Below are 17,077 nucleotides of genomic sequence, written 5' to 3' on the forward strand. Positions count from 1 at the left end.
CAAGGTTTGCCGAGATGGGATCTTAACGACGACAACCGATCCGAGCCGGCACCTCTGGTGCGCGCGGCCGAATATGTCCGCATGTCGACCGATCATCAGAAATATTCGACTGAAAGCCAATCCGACGCGATCCGGCAATATGCTGAAGCGCGCGGGATCGAGATCGTGCGCACCTATGCCGATGCTGGCAAGAGCGGGCTCAAGATCGAGGGCCGCGATGCGCTCAGGCAGTTGATCGAGGATGTTGAGGCCGGCACGGCCGATTTCACATTGGTGCTGGTCTATGACGTCAGCCGCTGGGGCCGGTTCCAGGACGCCGACGAGAGCGCTTACTACGAATATATCTGCCGGCGCGCCGGCATCGCGGTGCAATATTGCGCCGAGCAATTCGATAATGATGGCAGCCCGGTCTCGACCATCGTCAAAGGCGTCAAGCGCGCCATGGCCGGCGAATATAGCCGCGAGCTTTCGACCAAGGTGTTTGCCGGGCAAGGCCGGCTGATCGAAAAGGGATTTCGCCAGGGCGGCCCGGCCGGGTTTGGTTTGAGGCGCACGCTGATCGACGAACATGGCGCGATCAAGGGGGTGCTGGTCCGCGGCGAGCACAAGAGCATCCAGACCGACCGGGTGATCCTCACGCCTGGGCCGGACGAAGAGGTCGCGCTGGTGCGCGATGTCTACCGCGCCTTTGTCCATGAGGGGCGAAGCGAAAGCGTGATCGCGGCCGATCTCAATGCGCGCGGCCTTACAACCGATCTTGGCCGGCCCTGGACGCGCGGCACGGTCCATCAGCTGCTGATCAATGAGAAATATGTCGGCGACAATGTCTGGAACCGCCGCTCGTTCAAGCTCAAGAAGAAGCGGGTGCACAACGCGCCCGAGATGTGGATCCGCGCCGACGGCGCGTTCGAGGCGATTGTCGAGCGCGAGCTGTTCGAGGCGGCACGCGCGATCATCGCGGCGCGCTCGTTCCGCTTGAGCGATGAGGAGATGCTTGAGGCCCTGGCCGAACTTTACCAGCGTCAGGGCATGCTTTCGGGGATCATCATCGACGAATGCGAGGCCATAGCCTCGAGCAGCGCTTACAGTTCACGGTTCGGCAGCCTGCTCAGGGCTTATAGCCTGGTCGGGTTCACCCCGGAGCGGGACTATCGCTATGTCGCGATCAACCGCGAATTGCGCCAGCTTCATCCTGGCATCCTGCGCGAGGTGCTCGACGGTCTGCAGGCAAGCGGCAGCGAGGCGTGGCAGGAGGACGAGAGCGACCGGGTGATCGTCAACAGCGAATTCAGCGTCTCGGTGGTGATCGCGCGCTGTTTCGAAACCCCGACGGGGCTTTTGCGCTGGAAGCTGCGTTTCGACACCTCGCTTGCCCCTGACATTACCGTGGTCGTGCGCATGGACCGCGCCAATCGCGCCCCGTTCGACTACTACCTGTTCCCGCGCCTCGAGAAACTGGCCGACAGGGTCCGGCTGAGCGAAGACAATGCGCTGGCCCTCGACGCCTACCGCTTCGATGACCTCGACCTGCTCTACACCATCGCCGCTCCTATCCCCTTACCGGAGGCTGCCTGATGTCTGCCGTGCGTTCCAGCGGTGTCGAAATGATCCCGATTTCGCGGATCACGGTGCTCAACTCGCGGGCGCGCAACAAGCGCCAGCACCGCGAGATCGTCAACAATATCGAGGCCATCGGGCTCAAGCGCCCGATCACGGTGGCGCGCCATAACGGTCCGGGCGGTGCGCGTTATGATCTGGTCTGCGGCGAAGGCAGGCTCGAAGCGTTCCAGATGCTCGGTCAGAGCGAGATCCCGGCGGTGGTGATCGAGGCCAGCGAGAGCCAGTGCCTGGTGATGAGCCTGGTGGAAAACATTGCCCGCCGCACGCCGCGTCCGATCGACATCATGCGCGAGATCGGCGCCTTGCGCGCACGGGGCTATAACGACACGGCGATTGGCGAAAAACTCGGGGTCGGCGCGTCCTGGGTCAACATGATCGCTTCGCTGCTCGAACGCGGCGAGGAGCGTCTGGTCGCCGCGGTCGAAACCGGCGTTATCCCGATCACGCTGGCGATGGAGATTTCCAAGGCCGAGAGCGAGGAAGCCCAGACCCTGCTCCTCGACGCCTATGAGACCGGCAAGCTCAGAGGCAAGAAGCTGGCGGCAGCGCGGCGTATGCTCGACATGCGCATGCGTGCGCAGGGCAAGGGCCTGCCTTCGGGGCGACTGGGCCGCAAGGGCAGCGGCAGGCGGATGACCGCCAACGATCTCATGCAGGTCTATCAGCGCGAGGCGGAAAAGCAGCGGCTCCTGGTCAAGAAGTCCGATTTCACGCAGACGCGGCTCTTGTTCATTGTCGAGGCGCTCAAAGACCTGCTCACCGACGAAAGCTTCCTTAACCTGCTCAGAGCCGAAGGCCTGGCGACGATGCCGCGCGCGCTGGCGATGCGGATTGCGGGAGAGCACGATGGCTGAACGGATCGACGATCCTGGAGAGCGCATCCATCAGGCGTTCGAAAGCCAGTTCGTGACCATACCCGTTGCAAGCATCGTGCCGCTCAAGACGCTGCCCGACGGCGCGCGCGAAGGCCGAACCTTCGCGCAGGTGCTTTCCTCGATCAAGGCGGTCGGACTGATCGAAGCCCCGGCGGTCATGGCCGATACGGCCAAGACCGGATCCTACTTCCTGCTCGATGGGCATTTGCGGATCGAAGCGCTGAAAGAGCTTGGTATCGAACAGGTCGAATGCCTGGTCGCCACTGATGACGACACCTATACCTATAACAAGCGGGTCAACCGGATACCGCCGATCCAGGAGCACCGAATGATCGCCCGGGCCATGGATCGCGGGGTGGCGGCGACCGATATTGCCGAGGCGCTCAACCTGCAGGTGGAATCGGTCATCCGGCGCTTTCGCCTGCTCGAGGGCATCAGCCCCGAAGCGGCCGAGATGCTGAAAGACACGCCCTGCTCGATGAAGGTGTTCGACATTTTGCGGCAGATGTCGGCGGTGCGGCAGATCGAGGCGGCGGACCTGATGATCGGACAGAACAATTTTTCGATCATGTTCGCCCGCGCCCTTCGCGCGGCGACCCCGGACAATCAGCTGGCGACAGCCAAGAAAGGTAAAGGCGCCGGCATACCGACGCCGTCCGGCCAGCAGATTGCGCGCATGGAGCGCGAGCTGGCGGCGCTGCAGACACAGGTCAAATCGGTCGAGGAAACCTATGGCATCGACAATCTGCATCTGACGGTGGCACGCGGCTATATCGCCAAGCTCCTGGCCAATGGCCGGGTGGCGCGCTGGCTCGCCAGCCACCGCCAGGAATATCTCGGCGAATTCGAAAAGATTGCCGAGATCGACACGCTGGCACCGATCGCCGAGCAGGACGCCTGAGCCAGCCAATGGGGACCCGGACCCGATAAGCGCGGGGACCATGGGAGACGCCGCACGCTGGGGCGGATCGAGCATGGTGGTGGGAATGGCGGCGAACCCGCAGGAAGCCCACCAGGCTGGCCGCCATCAGGTCCAGCCGTCCCGCGGAAGCTCCACCAGCTTCCGCACCACAGATCGGCGTGCCGGAGACGCCATCCGGCACGCCGATTTCCATCGATTCCAGAGCGTTCGGCTTTTGGCTGCATGCCGGTGCGGCTGGCGACGTGAACTTGGACGATGCCCGCAAAAAAGTGGCATTCTTCACCCTGCTGAGATAACGTCCCGCGAACCAGATGATCGGTCTTAAGAAGATCTGAGGCAAATATAGTCTAGCGCGGCCGTTCAAGAGAAAGGAGGCGAGCATGTCGACGAAGCAAATACTCGCGCTCCTGAATTCGCACATCGACGGCGATGAAGATCAGCTCCTGTCGATCGCCTTGCAGATCGCGGCTCAGGAAGCCCGTCAGGGCCGGGCCGAAGACGCCGACAAGCTCAAGCGCCTTGTTCAAAAGGCGCGCGATCAACGCCGCACAGGCTCTCCTGCTGGCGGTCAGACACCCATCCCGCTGGCGCGTCCTCGGGGTGAATTGCAGGGCTTGGTCGAGAGCGCCTATCCCAAGGTTACGCTGTCGAGCATGGTGCTGTCTGATGATCTCGCCAAGCGGCTTGAGCGGATCGTTCGTCAGCAGCAGGAACGTGTGACCCTGCGCGAGCACGGCCAGACCCCGACGACGCATATGCTTCTGGTCGGCCCGCCCGGGACCGGCAAAACGATGACCGCCTCGGCCCTGGCGGGCGAATTGCGACTGCCTCTCTTCACCGTGCGCCTTGAAGCCCTGTTCAGCCGCTTTTTCGGCGAAACCGCGGGCAAGATGCGCCTTCTGTTCGATCAGATCGCACAGACGCGCGGCGTCTATCTACTCGACGAATTCGATGCGATCGGCGCGCGCCGGGGCGATCCGAACGATGTTGGTGAAATCCGCCGCGTGCTCAACTCGGTTCTGGCCTTCATGGAAGAGCCCAACTCGACCGACAGCCTTGTCCTGGCGGCGACCAATCATGTTGAGATTCTGGACGAGGCTCTGGCGCGCCGCTTCGATGAGGTGATCGAGTACACGCTGCCGGACACCGTCTCGGCGCGGGCCATTATCGAACGGCGCCTGGGTAAGTTCAAATTCGCGGCGAAGGAATGGGGCGCGCTCGAAAACGCGCTGGGCGGCCTCAGCCAGGGCGAATTGGTTCGGGCGGCCGATGCGGTCGTCAAGGATGCCATTTTGGAGGGGGCGTCGAAGGTTTCACCAAAGGCACTGCGAGATGCCTTGGAAAACCGGCAGACATTGAGGGGCAAGTTCCGTCGTCAATCCAGCCGTTAGGCAGGCTCCGCCAACGGATAGACTGGAACGCGAACGAACGAGCAGGATTTTATGGCGGAGCCAGACAATTTCGATACGAGAGACCGTCCGCATATTCCCATCGACGCTTTCCGTGAAACGGCAGCTTACGAACGTCCACCACGCAATCAGGAACGTAAACCGCTTCGCGACGACTATGCGGCGCACGCAGCCCGGCTTCTCGACCAACTTGCGGTAGCGCTCGGCGATCTTCCCCTACCCGGGGACGACGCACGGATCAGCCTCCAGGGCCTGAAACCCGGTACGATCGTCGAGATCGCGACTTTGCCGCCGGCCGAAACCTCCCGCACCAAGGCCGTCAAAGTTCCGACCGCACTCGAATTTCCCACGCAAGACGTGGTGGTGCTGCGCTCGGAGCGAAATGAGGATCGCACCGAAAGTGCTCTGCTCTTTGTGCCGGACGATGCACGCATGTTCCTGCGCGGCCGCATCAGCGACTATGGGCGAGACCCGGGCAACCAGCGACGGCCCGATGTCGACCGCTTCGAGGTCGTTGAAGAAGTCCGCACACTCGATACGGCATCGCTGTTCACCGGCGATGTGGACCTGGCCGCACCGGACCTCGTATGGTGGGAATTATGGGTCCGCCAGCCGGTCGTCCTGGCGGATCGCCTGGTTCAGGCGGCGCGCAACGCCGGTATCGACGTTCACGACGACCGCCTGATCTTTCCCGATACGACCGTTCTGTTTCTTCATGGCGCTGCCGCAACGGTTGCGATGTTTGCGATGCGCGTGCCGGGCGCAATTTCCGAGATCCGCCGGGCGACGGGAACGATCGAACCGTTTCTCGATCGCGGTGACGCTGGGGTCGGTCAACATGATTGGGTCGCGGAGCTGGCGCAGCGGGTCACGGCGCCATCACAGGACGCGCCGGTGGTCTGCACGCTCGATACCGGTGTTGCCGCTACCCATCCATTGATCGCCCCCGGCCTTCGCGGCGCGTGGGCTTACGACGCCGAATGGGGTGTCGATGACCACGAGCCCCATGGCGGTCACGGTACGCCACTGGCCGGGCTTGTTCTTTATGGCGATCTCGAGCCGCTCATGAACGATGCGCGCGCGGTGACACTGACCCATGGTGCAGAATCCATGAAGCTGTTGCCGCCGCATGGTTTCCCGCCGACCAAGCCGCCCAGTTACGGCGTCGTTACACAAGGCGCCGTCAGCGCGGTGGAGATCGAACAGCCGGACAAGCTCCGCAGTTTTTGTATCGCGAACTCCGCGACCGATTTTCCGCCCAGCCGCCCTTCGACCTGGAGCGGTGCCCTCGATCAGGTCGCCGCCGGAGCAATGCCCGGCGAGGGTGACGAGAATGGTCCTGCGTCAGAACGTCCGAAGCGCCTGGTGGTTGTCGCAACCGGCAATGTATCCGGGGGTATGGCCATCGACGTTCTTCCCTCACAGCCGCTGGAAGATCCCTCGCAAAGCTGGAATGTTCTGACCATTGGCGGCTTTACCCGCAAGGAACAACCGCCAGCGCCGCCGCCTGTGCTGAATGCGGCCGTACCGGCAAACCATCGCAGTCCCTTCAGCCGCGGCTCGCAATCACTTCCCGACGATCTCACGCCCATCAAACCCGAGGTATTGTTCGAGGCAGGCAACATGATGTCGGACGCCGCCGGCTTTTGTGGCTGGGATCCGGCGGTTTCGCTGCTCTCTGCAGGCTCTGATATTGCCGCCGCACCCTTGGTCCCGTTCTGGGCAACCAGCGCCGCTGCCGGTCTGGCTGGCAATTTCATCGGACAGTTGCAATCCGCCCTGCCTGACCTCTGGCCTGAAACGCATCGTGCGCTCACTGTGGATTCGGCGCACTGGCCCGAGCCGATCCGTAAGAATTTCATTGGCCGGGGCGCGCATTGGAAAACCGGCTCGAAAGCTGAAAAGCAGCAGCATCTGCGCGAATTCGGATATGGCGTGCCAGATATTGGCCGCGCGATCCTGTCGGCCCGCAATGACGCGACGTTGGTCGCTCAAGCCGAAATTCAGCCCTTCGCCATCGGCGCCGATGGGCGAACCGGCGTCTTCAACGAGATGCATTTCTACGACCTGCCCTGGCCGAAAGCGGCATTGGAGCAGCTGGAAAATGAAATCGTCACGATGAAGGTCACGCTGTCCTATTTCATCGAGCCGAACCTCACCGGCAAGGCGGCGACACGCCCCGACACCTATCGCTCCTTCGGTCTTCGCTTCGACATGAAAAAGCGTCTGGAGAGCAAGGCCCGTTTCCGCAGCCGGATCTCAGCGAGTCAGGCGAAGGACGGCACCGAAACCGAAAGCGAGACCAGTTGCTGGCTGTTGGGACCGAAGGCGATCCAGGCCGGCTCGCTGCATTGCGATTTGTGGCGGGGCCGTGCCATCGATCTGGCCGGGCATGACGCCATCGCCATTTTTCCAGTCGGAGGCTGGTGGAAATCGCATGCCGGGCAGAAGCGGATTGAGGCCAAGGCCCGCTATTCGCTGGTCATCTCCATTTCCGCGCCCGGTCAGGGGGTCGATCTCTATTCGGAGATCAACACGCTCGTCGAAGCGAAGGAGCTTGAAGTTCTGCTCGGCTGATACCGAAACTGGTTTTCGGATATTTGGCCAGCGCAATCACCCCACCAGTTCGAGGTCCATCGGCTCTTCACTCAGGATCAGGCGCCGAAGCCGCCCCAGCATGTCGGTGCTGTTGGCCACGTCGATGCTCGCGGTTTCCAGGATCGTGGCGTGTCCGGTAATCGCATAATGCCCATGAACCGTGTCTTGGCCGCCGAGGCCGGGATGGTGGGGATAGAGCAGCGTGAGGCGCGGCGCGTCATAGAGCTGGGCATAGGCCATCATCTGATAGACATCGGCCTGCGAGACGCCCTGCTTGGGATCATCGATCCGCGCCGATATCCGCTTCCACTTGGTGTCGATGACATGGATGACCCTGCCGCCCCGGCGGATCAGGATATCGGGCCGGGTCTGGAACAGGGCGCGTCCGCTGTCCTGCGCGCTCAGACAGAACAGCCGTCCGCCCTGCAACGAAACAGTGAGCCCGGTTCCTGCCAGGGCGCGGGCGATCAAGCGCCCGACATATTCCTCGAACAGCGCATTCATCTCGAACAGCATGGCGGTGCCCTGGCCGGCGCCGCCGGTGGTTGTCTGGTAGCGGTCCTGCAAAAAGAGCCGGGCCATGGCGAAGAGCTCCTGCCAGGATCGGTTGGTGCGGTCGATCACAACCTGATCCCAGCGCAGCGCGGACACCGGTACGTCGGTAATATCGGCATAGACGAAGGCCAGCTCGCGCAGACGCTGCTGGTTGGCGGGCCGGCGCGAGAGGCGCGCCAGGCGCTGCACGGCCGCTTTCATGATCCGGTTAAGCGGCGTGTCTTCGGACAGGAGATCGAAGCGGCAGGCAAGGCGCGATGGATTGACCGCATGACGGGTGAACTGGCGGGTGATGTCGAGCTGGCCGCGCAAGGTCGGCAGATCGTCTTCGCAGGTGATATAGCGGCGCGGCATGCCCTTGCGCAGCGCTTCGGTCAGCTTGTCGCAAAAGATGCGGATCAGGATTTCGAGCAGGGTTTCGCGCTGCCAGGCGAGATCGGTGATGACGCCCAGGTCAATTTTCAAATCCAGCGCAACCGCCAACATGTGCACCAGGCGCTTGCGGATCGCCGCGTTCTGGTGATCGGTTGTTTCACCGGGCGCCACATCGATCTTGGGCAGGATCTCCAGGCTGGCATCGCCCGCTGCCAGAATTCCGACCACGCCGCGGGCGCGCAAGGCATGCCGACCATGTTCGAGCACGCCGCTGCCGCCGCGTCCGGCAAAGGCTGAGCGGGCTGCCAGCGCCGCCAGCTTCTCGGCATGGCCATCGGGAATCTGCCCTGCGCCTTCGCCATAGGCGAGCTTGTCCCATTCCCGAACCGTATAGGCGGGCATCAGGCCGCAAACTCTGAAAAGTCGAAGCGCGCCTTGACGCTCCAGCGCCGCTTGTCGCCGCCCAGCTCATCGTCGGCAAAGCCGGCCGGCGCCGTCAGCCGCCGTGTTTCGAGGAAATGGGAGCCATTGGTGCCGTCGCCATCGCCGAGCACTGCGGCGACTTTCGACCAATCCTCGTAGAAATACTCGGTCAAGAGCGGGATGACCTTATAGCGCATGACATCTTCGACATCGGCGCGGTCACGACAACCGGTGAAATAGGCGTGGCCGATCTGGTGTTCGCGATCGAAGAGATATTCGATCCGCTCGTTGATTGTGTGCAGCAGCTTGCACAGATCGATCCCCTCAAGATTTTCTGCATCGAGCCCCCTGGCCGCCAGCGCCTGCCGCAGTTCCTCGACATCGGGCATCAGCTCGCGGAAGGTGAAGCGGCGGCGCAAAGCGGTGTCGAGCAGCGCGATCGAGCGGTCCGCGGTGTTCATGGTGCCGATGATGTGCAGATTGGCCGGGACGCCGAAACTCGTCCCCGAATAGGGAAGCCGCACCCGGACTTCGTTTTCACAGCCGAGCCGCTTGTCGGTTTCGAGCAGCGTGATCAGCTCGCCGAACACCTTGGAGATATTGGCCCTGTTGATCTCGTCGATGATCAGGACATGCGGCCGTGCGCCGGCCACTGGCCGCTCGGCATTGGGATCGATCACCACCGCTTCGAGCGCATCCCAGTCGATCCGGTCCGGATCGAGCCGATAGGCTGACTGGCGGCGGAAATTGCGGGCGTAGAATGGCGCGCGCACGGCGCCATTATCATCGCGCCAGATCCATTCGACGCTGCGTCGATGCGGATGGAAATCGGCATCGGCATCGAAATAATACTCGCCGCTCACCCGGCCCAAGGCACGATAGCTGTCACGGCCATCGGAGATGACGACATAGTCGCCGACCTGCAGGCCGGAGCGAAAAGCGTAGAGCATCTCGATATTAGGGTCCTTGCCGGATGCGTCGGGATCCTTCTCCTCGTTCCACGTTTTCCGGATTTCTTCGAAATCATCGAAGCGCTCGTCGGACCAGTCGATATCGCCGCCCCAGCCGAGATGGATCAGCCCGCCATCGAGGCCTTCGCGGATTCGGTCTTCCTGGCTGCCGCGCTGACCGAGTGCGATCTTGTAGATCGGGCGCGAGCGATCGAGCCGCTTGGCCGGCGCATCGCCGGTGTCGAGCCGTGCTCTCTCGCTGATGATCTTGAACACGCCGGCATGGGGCTTGAGACTGAAGCCACCCGACGTGCTGGCCCCCTCATCGTCACCTTCCTGTTCGACGCCTGTCGTCGGCCGCAGCCCCTCGACAAAATCCTCGTAAGCGAAGGACTGGTGAAAAGTGACGAATTCGATCCGGCCTTCGCCGGCCAGACGGCGATACTCGGCCATCAGGGCATCGCGGTCATCGCGCAGGGGTTCGGCCGCGGCTTCGCCCAGGCAAAGCCGCACGGCCTCCCAGGCGGTGGCATAGGTCTTGCCGGTCCCGGGCGGGCCGTAAAGGATGAGATTGGTGGTCACCGGCATCGCGGTCATCGGTTCAAAGGTCATGGTTTGGTGCCCTTCGGCTGAGGCGAGCTGGTAGGTGAAGACGGTGGAACTGCTGGGATTTGGCAGCGTGTGCGAGGGCGCGGGAACGTTGGCGAGCTCCTGAAATTTCTCGCCGCCGAGGGCGCTGCAAATCGCTGGGAACGCGTCCCGCAACCCCATGTCGCGGCCAAGGTCACCGGCGCGGATTGCAATGTCTGCCGCGCTGTTCTCACGGGCCGGTTCGACATAGTAGTTTCGCGCGCAGAGCCGGATGCGATCTGCGTCGCGGATCAGATGCTCGTAGCGCTCGGGCGGGGTGACCGGTGCGTCATCGGCATCGACGATGATGTAACCCGCATTGTGGAGTTGGGCGGCGGCATCGGCCTTCTGTCCCCACCCGCCATTGAGCTGCGTCTTGCCGCGCAGGAAGCCGACGATCGGCTTGGACGGATAGACGCGACCCGGCCGCGCACGTGTCGAGCGCACCCAATAGTCGCGCGGCTCACCAAAGGCCTCGAAGATGGCGGCGTGCTCGCCCAACTGGCGGTAGCTGTCATAGGCGTCCATCGCCGCCTCGATCGCTTCGCGCGAAAAGGTCGCCGCGTCTTCTTCCTTGTAGTTGTGGACGATCCACAGCGCGCTTTGCACGTCGATCATGTCGCGCGGCGCCAGACCCCGATCCACAAAAGCGACGCGCACGGCCTGCATGAAGCGCCATTCGTCGCGATAGGCGTCGGCCATCGACGCATGATCGGGAAAGCGGCTGCCAACCGCTTCCAGCCAAAGGTCCTGGCGCACCGAATGGCGGATATAGATGCCGTCATCGGGGGCGAGATGGAGGAACAGGAATTCGGCGATCTGGCGCGCCGGATCAGGCTTGCCGTCCGGGACGGCCGCAATCCACGCGTCAACAAAGGCCTCCAGCGCCAAGGCGTGACCGGCGGCTGCGCCAAGCGCGGCGTCGACAAGCGCGCGCAGGGCCGGCCAGAGCTGCTCACGATCGGCGTCGCCTTTGGGCGACATCGGCCAATAGGCGCGCCATTGCAGCAGATTGCTTTTGGCCAGCGCGGTGTTGACGGCATCGGCCAGTTCCTGGTCGGAACCAGCCTGCGCGATCGCCGTCTTGAGCTCGGCGGCAATCGCCAGCTTGTAAGTCCGCTCCGCCTCATCGAAATGCGGATCGGGCGGGTCGAACCGGTCGAAGGCGGGAAAGAAATGGCGTAGCCGCTCGATCCAGCGCGTAATCGCCGCCGGATTGAGCACCAGCGCATCGCCGGACTGCAACAGCACCGCGATCAGCCGGCGCAGGGTTTCGGCGTCTTCAATCCTCACGACAAAGCAGTCAGCGTCGCCAAAGGACCAGTCGCGGCTGAGGGCGGAATGCCGACCGCCATCCTTCATGCCGCGCTGATAGGGGCGCAGCTCGGTGGCAAAGCCATTCGCCTCGGCAGAATCGCGCCATTTTATGTGCAGAAAGACGTTGGATGGATTCTGGATTTCCCACACGAGCCGCTCGCCAGCGCCAAATTCAAGCGACACCATCTTCTTGGTGATACCCGCGCCGGGACGAAGCCCCGAGCTGCGCAACACGTCGAAAAGCGCTCTGCGCAGGGGAATGGAGCCTTCGCGCTCATTTTCATCGAGGCGCGCCTCGAAATTCTCCCACATTCAAACGTCTCCAAATTCAGGCAATGCGCAAAGCGTGTTGACGAGGCGCATCTGTTCAACGGTGTTGCATTTTGCTTCGCGCAGCCGCGGTGCGCCGAAGACGAGCGCCAGGCTTTTGGCGCGCGAGACAGCGACATTGATGCGGTTGAGCGAGAACAGGAAATCCATGCCGCGCGGGGTTTCCTCGACCGAGGAGGCGGTCATGGACACCAGGCAGACGGGTGCTTCCTGCCCCTGGAACTTGTCGACCGTGCCGACACGGATGCCAGCGGGCAAGGCGTCCTGCAGGGCATTGACCTGCGCATTATAGGGCGCAACGACGATGATATCGGCGGGCTCAAGGGCGCGCGTTGTCCCATCCTTGTCGGTCCAGCTTCCCGAGAGCAGATCGTCGATCGCCGCCTCAATGGCAGCGACTTCCTCGGCTGCGATCTGGGCATTGCCCTCATGGATGACCGGCGCCCAGAACGCGCCAGCTACAGGAAAGCCCGTCCCGCGGACTGCCTGGACGGCTGTATCGGGCGCGCTGTTGAGACGGCCTTCATAGACCTGCTGCGAAATAAACCCGCAGACATCGGGATGCATGCGGCGAGAGACCGGCAGGAAGATGCCGCGATCGGGCGGGATGGTGGCGTGCTCGCCCAGCATCCACTCGAGACAGGAAAGGTTGGCCGGATCGGGATGAGCGCCCTGGATGACCTGCGGCAATTGCCGCGGATCGCCGACCAAAACGATGTTGCGAGCGCAGCGCCCCATGGCGACCATATTGGCCAGCCCCACTTGCCCGGCTTCGTCGACGAAGAGCCAGTCGAGGGCCTGCTCGTGCTCCGACCGGGCAAAAAAGAAGGCGGTGCCGCCGACCACATGGGCGCGGCTCCATAAGGAATCGTCATTGGCCGTCGAGCGGATGACGCCGAAGCAGTTGTCCGGATAACCGTCTTCGCCGCTGCTGACCTTGTGCCCGATGCACAGGCCCGGGACAGGGTCACCATCATCTTGCGCGGCAAGGCATCCCATCAGCACATTGCGGATGGCCTCATGGCTGTTCGAGGCCACGCCAACGCGGTGCCCCTGGCGCACCAGCGCAAGGATTGCCCGCGCGGTGACATAGGTCTTGCCGGTTCCCGGCGGCCCCTGGATCGGCAGCACGGTGCCATCCATGGCGGCGATCGCCGCGATCGTGCCGGCCAAGGGATCGGCGCCATCAAGCAGATCGGCGCGCGGTCCCGTCACCAGACGCGGGGCCGTGCGCGCCAGCAGATCATCGAGCGCCGTCAGTCGGCGCACGCCGCATTGATCGTCGATCACATCGCGCAGGGCCGCGGCAATGACATCCGTATTGAGCGGCCAGTCGGGGTGGAGCGTCAGGCGATCGGTCAAAAGATGCGCCTTGGCCGCCCCCGCCTTGATCGCGATGATCCGCTCACTGCGGTCGAGCTCTTCGATGCTGACAGTGGCCGGTGGCCCGTCGATGACCGGGACCGTCGCTTTGCGGCCGGCCCGCAGCTTGGTCTCCTGAAGCGGAAAGCGATAGCGGCGCAGCACCGAGCGTTTGACGGGTTCTGCCGGACCTATGGCTTCCAGACCGGCCAGTGCATCGAGATCGTCGATCAGCTCGTCCTCGTCCTTGCCAGCGCTGTCGAAAACCGCCCATTGCGCCGGCTTGGCCTCGCGCTTGTGGAACAGGCCGAGGTTGAACAACATGTCTTGCCGCTCCTGCGGCAGACCGGATGCGGCAAGCCTCGCGCGCAAGCCTTGTGTATCGGCGTCCTCCTCGACTTCCTTGTCGCCGGCATCCACCGCAAGTACCGGCCAGGGCGCGGCGGGACGGATGCTCACCAACCAGTCGCGCAGCTCCTCAGTCGAGATACAGTCGATGCGGTTATAGTCTTCGATCTCGTCGAGGATCGTTTGTTCGCCGGTTTCGCGCCAGCGCTCATAGGCAACGACCGAACCGCCGGCGGTTTTGACCTCACCTTCGCGCACCCGGCCATAGAAGGCTTCCATCGACTTGATCGAATAATTGGCTTCCGAGCCGATGAGAGCGCCGCGCACCACCGCGAAAAGATCGACAAAGCGCCGCTCGCGCAGCAGGCGATCGAGAAAGGCCTCACCGATTCCATATTGGGCGGTCAGCCGCCGCAAGGCGGTGATCTCATAGGGCGCATAGTGATAGATGCGCGCTTCGGGATAGGCTGCGAGCCTTTGCCGGAAAAACTCCAGAAGGTCCGCCAAAGCCCGCGCTTCGGCGCCGTGATCATGCGCCCAGAAAGCCTTGAACTGGCCATCGAACCAGACGCCGTGGAGATATTCGAGGCCGCCTTCGTAGTGCGGATCGCCCTCGATATCGTAGAAGAGATCGCCCGGCTGCGGCGCGGGCAAAAGATCAAAGCCCTTGCCGGATTCGGCCTCGCGCAACTCGAAGGCCGGCGCCCCTGTCTTGCGGGCGTGCTGCAGGCGCGCCTGTGTCACCAGCCGCGCCCGGGTGGTCTCGGCCATGCCGCGGATGGGATGATCGAGACCGGCCAGCCGCTCCATGGTGGTGATGCCAGCCGCCTCGAGCTTCTTGACCTGGGTCCGGGTAATGTTGGCGACGTTGAACAGGCTGTCCTCAGCCTGCCACTGGCTTTCGCAGTGATCGCCCCAGCGGCAAAGCCCACAATCGGCACAGGGGATCGGCCGGGTCGGCGCCGGGTTTTCCAGGAAAGCCTCGAGCCGCTGACGCGCCATGCGCGCATAGGCCTGATAGTCCGCGAGCCGTAGCTGCGCCCGGCTGCCATCGCCGAGTTCGACATGGGCAAATTCAGGGGCGACGCCCTGAATTTCCGTCAGCAAATCCGAGTAGAGCACCAGTTGCAGCACATGTTTGGGATGGGGCCGCCGCTTGAGCTTGGTGTCGGTGACTTCGTAGCTGAAGGGGCCGAGATCGGACGGGCGCTCGACGCGCTCGAGAAAGTCCGACCAACCGCCCCAATTGTCGCCCAGCAGCGCCCCCTGAAAGACGATCTGCGGACCGCTTGCCAAAGCCGCCCGGGTTGCCTGCGCATTTTCGGCAAGGTCGGACCGGTCGATCTCGATCACCGACACATCCGATGCCTTGAGCTTGGCCAGGTGAGCCGCCTCGTGGGCATCGCCCTGCTTCTGGAGCAGCGCCGCATCCTCGGTATCTTCGCGCGGAACTGGCCCCTCGCCACGCATATAGGTGAGATCGAGCGCGGTCGCGTGAGCGCAGCCCATGAACCGCATCAGATCCGATGCGGACAAGAGTATCCGATCCCCCTCAATAGTTCGCATTGCTGCCCCCTCGTCGAACGCAATCTCCAACAAGACTTGCATCTCGACAGATTGCACGTTCAGCCATAGCGTGCGTGGGTGTCAATATCTGACATAGTCTTTGACCAGGATTTGGATCATGTCGTTCGCCAAGGCTCAGGACCTGATCAGGCTGGCGCGTCTGGCCGCCACGCGGCGGACGGGGATCGGCCTCGACGAGATCTGCGAGGAATTCGGCGTTTCGCATCGCACGGCGCAGCGCATGACCGATGCGCTGGAAACCGTGTTCACCAATGTCGAAGCGGTGGATGGAGACGACCGCCGGCGGCGCTGGCGTGTTGCCGACCCCATGCTCGACCGGCTTCAGACACGCCAGGAAACGGCCGTCGAAGCGCTGGAGATCGCCGGCCGAACGGCGCGCGGCGATGGCCGGCTACGCCACGCGGCGGCCCTTGAAGACCTGCGCGACGGATTGCTGGCACGGCTGACACCAAAGGATGCGCTGCGCACCGAAGCCGACGTCGAGGCGGTCCTGCTGGCAATGGGCTCGGTGACACGCCCCGGTCCGCGCGTCAATCTGGCGCCGACGGTGCTCGATGCCGTGATCGAGGGACTGCGCGGCCCGTTTCGTCTGCGGCTGCGCTACCGGGACGAGGATGCACCTGAACGGATCATCGAGCCGCACGGGCTCCTGCTGGGGCATCGCAGCTATCTGGTGGCGCGCCAGCCGGCGCGCGGCGAAGACATGCTGAACTTCCGGATGGATCAGATCCTCAGCGCCCAGACCCTCGATGAGAGCTTCAGCCTAATGCCCGGCTTTTCGCTGGAGGACTATGCGGCGCAATCCTTCGGCGTCTACCAGGACCCGGCGCAATATGACGAAGTCATCTGGCGGTTTGCGCCACATGCCGCAGCAAGGGCGGCCGAGTTCTGTTTTCACCCAAAGCAAACCGTTGAGGTGCAAGAGGATGGCGGGCTCATCGTGCGCTTTCATGCGGCGGGCTGGCTCGAGATGGCGTGGCATCTCTATCAATGGGGCGATGCGGTTGAGGTTATCGCGCCCGAGGGGCTGCGCACGCTGGTCGAAAATTACCGCAGGAGCGATTTTGGCGCCCTGCCATAAGGCAACAGGAACGACGCGGAATGACCACAAAGACGGGCCTCACCCATGCAGAACTGAAAACCAAGCAGCGCGCGATCCGCGACGGCTTTCCGGAAACGATGGGTCTGCGCGTCCATCGCGCTATCAGCTGGATCGGCCGCGCCGAGGCCTGCGGAACCGACGACGACGCAAAATTCATCTTCCTATGGATCGCGTTCAACGCCGCTTATGCCGACGAGGGCGAATTCCAGACTATCCAGCCGGGCGAACGCGCTGCCTTCGCGGACTTCTTTGGCAAGTTGATCGCGCTCGACGAGCAGCGCCGCATCTATGGGGCGATCTGGCAGCGCTTTTCGGGGCCGGTGCGGCTGCTGATGGAGAACCGCTACGTCTTCAATCCGTTCTGGCAGCACCATAACGGGATTGCCGGCTATGAGGATTGGGAGGAGCGTTTCAAAGCCTCCTCGCGGGCCTTCGCGCAGGCCATCCAGAGCGGTGATACCAAGCGCGTGCTCAGCTTCGTGTTCGACCGGCTATACGTGCTGCGCAACCAGCTCGTTCATGGCGGCTCGACCTGGAACAGCGGCATCAACCGAACTCAGGTCCGCGATGGCGCCGCGATCCTCGGCTTCCTGATGCCGGTCTTCACCGACCTGATGATGGACAATCCCGACAAGGACTGGGGCAAGCCCTTCTACCCCGTTGTTCCCTGACTC

The 17,077-nt window shown here is 63.2% G+C and carries 10 protein-coding genes; 7 read left to right on the plus strand and 3 right to left on the minus strand.

Going from position 1 to position 17,077, the window contains the following annotated elements; genetic code table 11:
- Positions 1–6: 6 nt before the first annotated feature.
- The 5 genes from KCN53_RS12035 to KCN53_RS12055 all read left to right on the plus strand — a co-directional run bounded on the left by KCN53_RS12035 (position 7) and on the right by KCN53_RS12055 (position 7,403).
- Positions 7–1,575, plus strand: a complete 1,569-nt coding sequence (locus tag KCN53_RS12035; protein WP_263435062.1) for a recombinase family protein — start codon at positions 7–9, stop codon at positions 1,573–1,575.
- A 29-nt stretch (positions 1,576–1,604) separates the two neighbouring features.
- Complete coding sequence (locus KCN53_RS12040) at positions 1,605–2,474, plus strand: plasmid partitioning protein RepB C-terminal domain-containing protein (protein WP_210319917.1); 870 nt, start codon at positions 1,605–1,607, stop codon at positions 2,472–2,474.
- Positions 2,467–3,396 (plus strand): plasmid partitioning protein RepB C-terminal domain-containing protein, encoded by a 930-nt coding sequence (locus KCN53_RS12045; protein WP_088712220.1) that lies wholly within the window; start codon positions 2,467–2,469, stop codon positions 3,394–3,396. Before KCN53_RS12040 ends, KCN53_RS12045 begins: the two co-directional genes overlap by 8 nt.
- A gap of 401 nt (positions 3,397–3,797) precedes the next feature.
- Positions 3,798–4,808 (plus strand): AAA family ATPase, encoded by a 1,011-nt coding sequence (locus KCN53_RS12050; protein ID WP_088712219.1) that lies wholly within the window; start codon positions 3,798–3,800, stop codon positions 4,806–4,808.
- Between the two features lie 51 nt (positions 4,809–4,859).
- Complete coding sequence (locus tag KCN53_RS12055) at positions 4,860–7,403, plus strand: S8 family peptidase (RefSeq protein ID WP_088712218.1); 2,544 nt, start codon at positions 4,860–4,862, stop codon at positions 7,401–7,403.
- A 36-nt stretch (positions 7,404–7,439) separates the two neighbouring features.
- Here KCN53_RS12055 and KCN53_RS12060 read toward each other — a convergent pair whose 3' ends face one another.
- The 3 genes from KCN53_RS12060 to KCN53_RS12070 are packed head-to-tail and all read right to left on the minus strand — an operon-like array spanning position 7,440 to position 15,280.
- Complete coding sequence (locus KCN53_RS12060) at positions 7,440–8,756, minus strand: McrC family protein (RefSeq protein ID WP_088712217.1); 1,317 nt, start codon at positions 8,754–8,756, stop codon at positions 7,440–7,442.
- Positions 8,756–11,986: an AAA family ATPase gene (locus KCN53_RS12065; protein ID WP_207790602.1), complete on the minus strand. Its 3,231-nt coding sequence runs from the start codon at positions 11,984–11,986 to the stop codon at positions 8,756–8,758. Before KCN53_RS12065 ends, KCN53_RS12060 begins: the two co-directional genes overlap by 1 nt.
- Positions 11,987–15,280 carry a TM0106 family RecB-like putative nuclease gene (locus tag KCN53_RS12070; RefSeq protein WP_088712216.1) on the minus strand — a complete coding sequence of 1,098 codons (3,294 nt, stop codon included), beginning with the start codon at positions 15,278–15,280 and terminating at the stop codon, positions 11,987–11,989. It lies immediately after the preceding gene.
- Between the two features lie 118 nt (positions 15,281–15,398).
- Here KCN53_RS12070 and KCN53_RS12075 point away from each other — a divergent pair, with 118 nt between their 5' ends.
- Both KCN53_RS12075 and KCN53_RS12080 read left to right on the plus strand, forming a co-directional pair.
- Positions 15,399–16,382: a helix-turn-helix transcriptional regulator gene (locus KCN53_RS12075; RefSeq protein WP_088712215.1), complete on the plus strand. Its 984-nt coding sequence runs from the start codon at positions 15,399–15,401 to the stop codon at positions 16,380–16,382.
- Between the two features lie 20 nt (positions 16,383–16,402).
- Positions 16,403–17,074 (plus strand): HEPN domain-containing protein, encoded by a 672-nt coding sequence (locus tag KCN53_RS12080; protein WP_207790601.1) that lies wholly within the window; start codon positions 16,403–16,405, stop codon positions 17,072–17,074.
- Positions 17,075–17,077: the final 3 nt, after the last annotated feature.

Source organism: Pacificimonas aurantium, assembly GCF_020092905.1.
GTDB classification, from domain to species: domain Bacteria; phylum Pseudomonadota; class Alphaproteobacteria; order Sphingomonadales; family Sphingomonadaceae; genus Pacificimonas; species Pacificimonas aurantium.

Bases quoted from the DNA above. Each gene is read 5' to 3' on its own strand.
- KCN53_RS12040 (WP_210319917.1), top strand. From the start codon at position 1,605: ATGATCCCGATTTCGCGGATCACGGTGCTCAACTCGCGGGCGCGCAAC.
- KCN53_RS12045 (WP_088712220.1), top strand. From the start codon at position 2,467: ATGGCTGAACGGATCGACGATCCTGGAGAGCGCATCCATCAGGCGTTC.
- KCN53_RS12050 (WP_088712219.1), top strand. From the start codon at position 3,798: ATGTCGACGAAGCAAATACTCGCGCTCCTGAATTCGCACATCGACGGC.
- KCN53_RS12055 (WP_088712218.1), top strand. From the start codon at position 4,860: ATGGCGGAGCCAGACAATTTCGATACGAGAGACCGTCCGCATATTCCC.
- KCN53_RS12060 (WP_088712217.1), bottom strand. From the start codon at position 8,756: ATGCCCGCCTATACGGTTCGGGAATGGGACAAGCTCGCCTATGGCGAA.
- KCN53_RS12065 (WP_207790602.1), bottom strand. From the start codon at position 11,986: ATGTGGGAGAATTTCGAGGCGCGCCTCGATGAAAATGAGCGCGAAGGC.
- KCN53_RS12070 (WP_088712216.1), bottom strand. From the start codon at position 15,280: ATGCGAACTATTGAGGGGGATCGGATACTCTTGTCCGCATCGGATCTG.
- KCN53_RS12075 (WP_088712215.1), top strand. From the start codon at position 15,399: ATGTCGTTCGCCAAGGCTCAGGACCTGATCAGGCTGGCGCGTCTGGCC.
- KCN53_RS12080 (WP_207790601.1), top strand. From the start codon at position 16,403: ATGACCACAAAGACGGGCCTCACCCATGCAGAACTGAAAACCAAGCAG.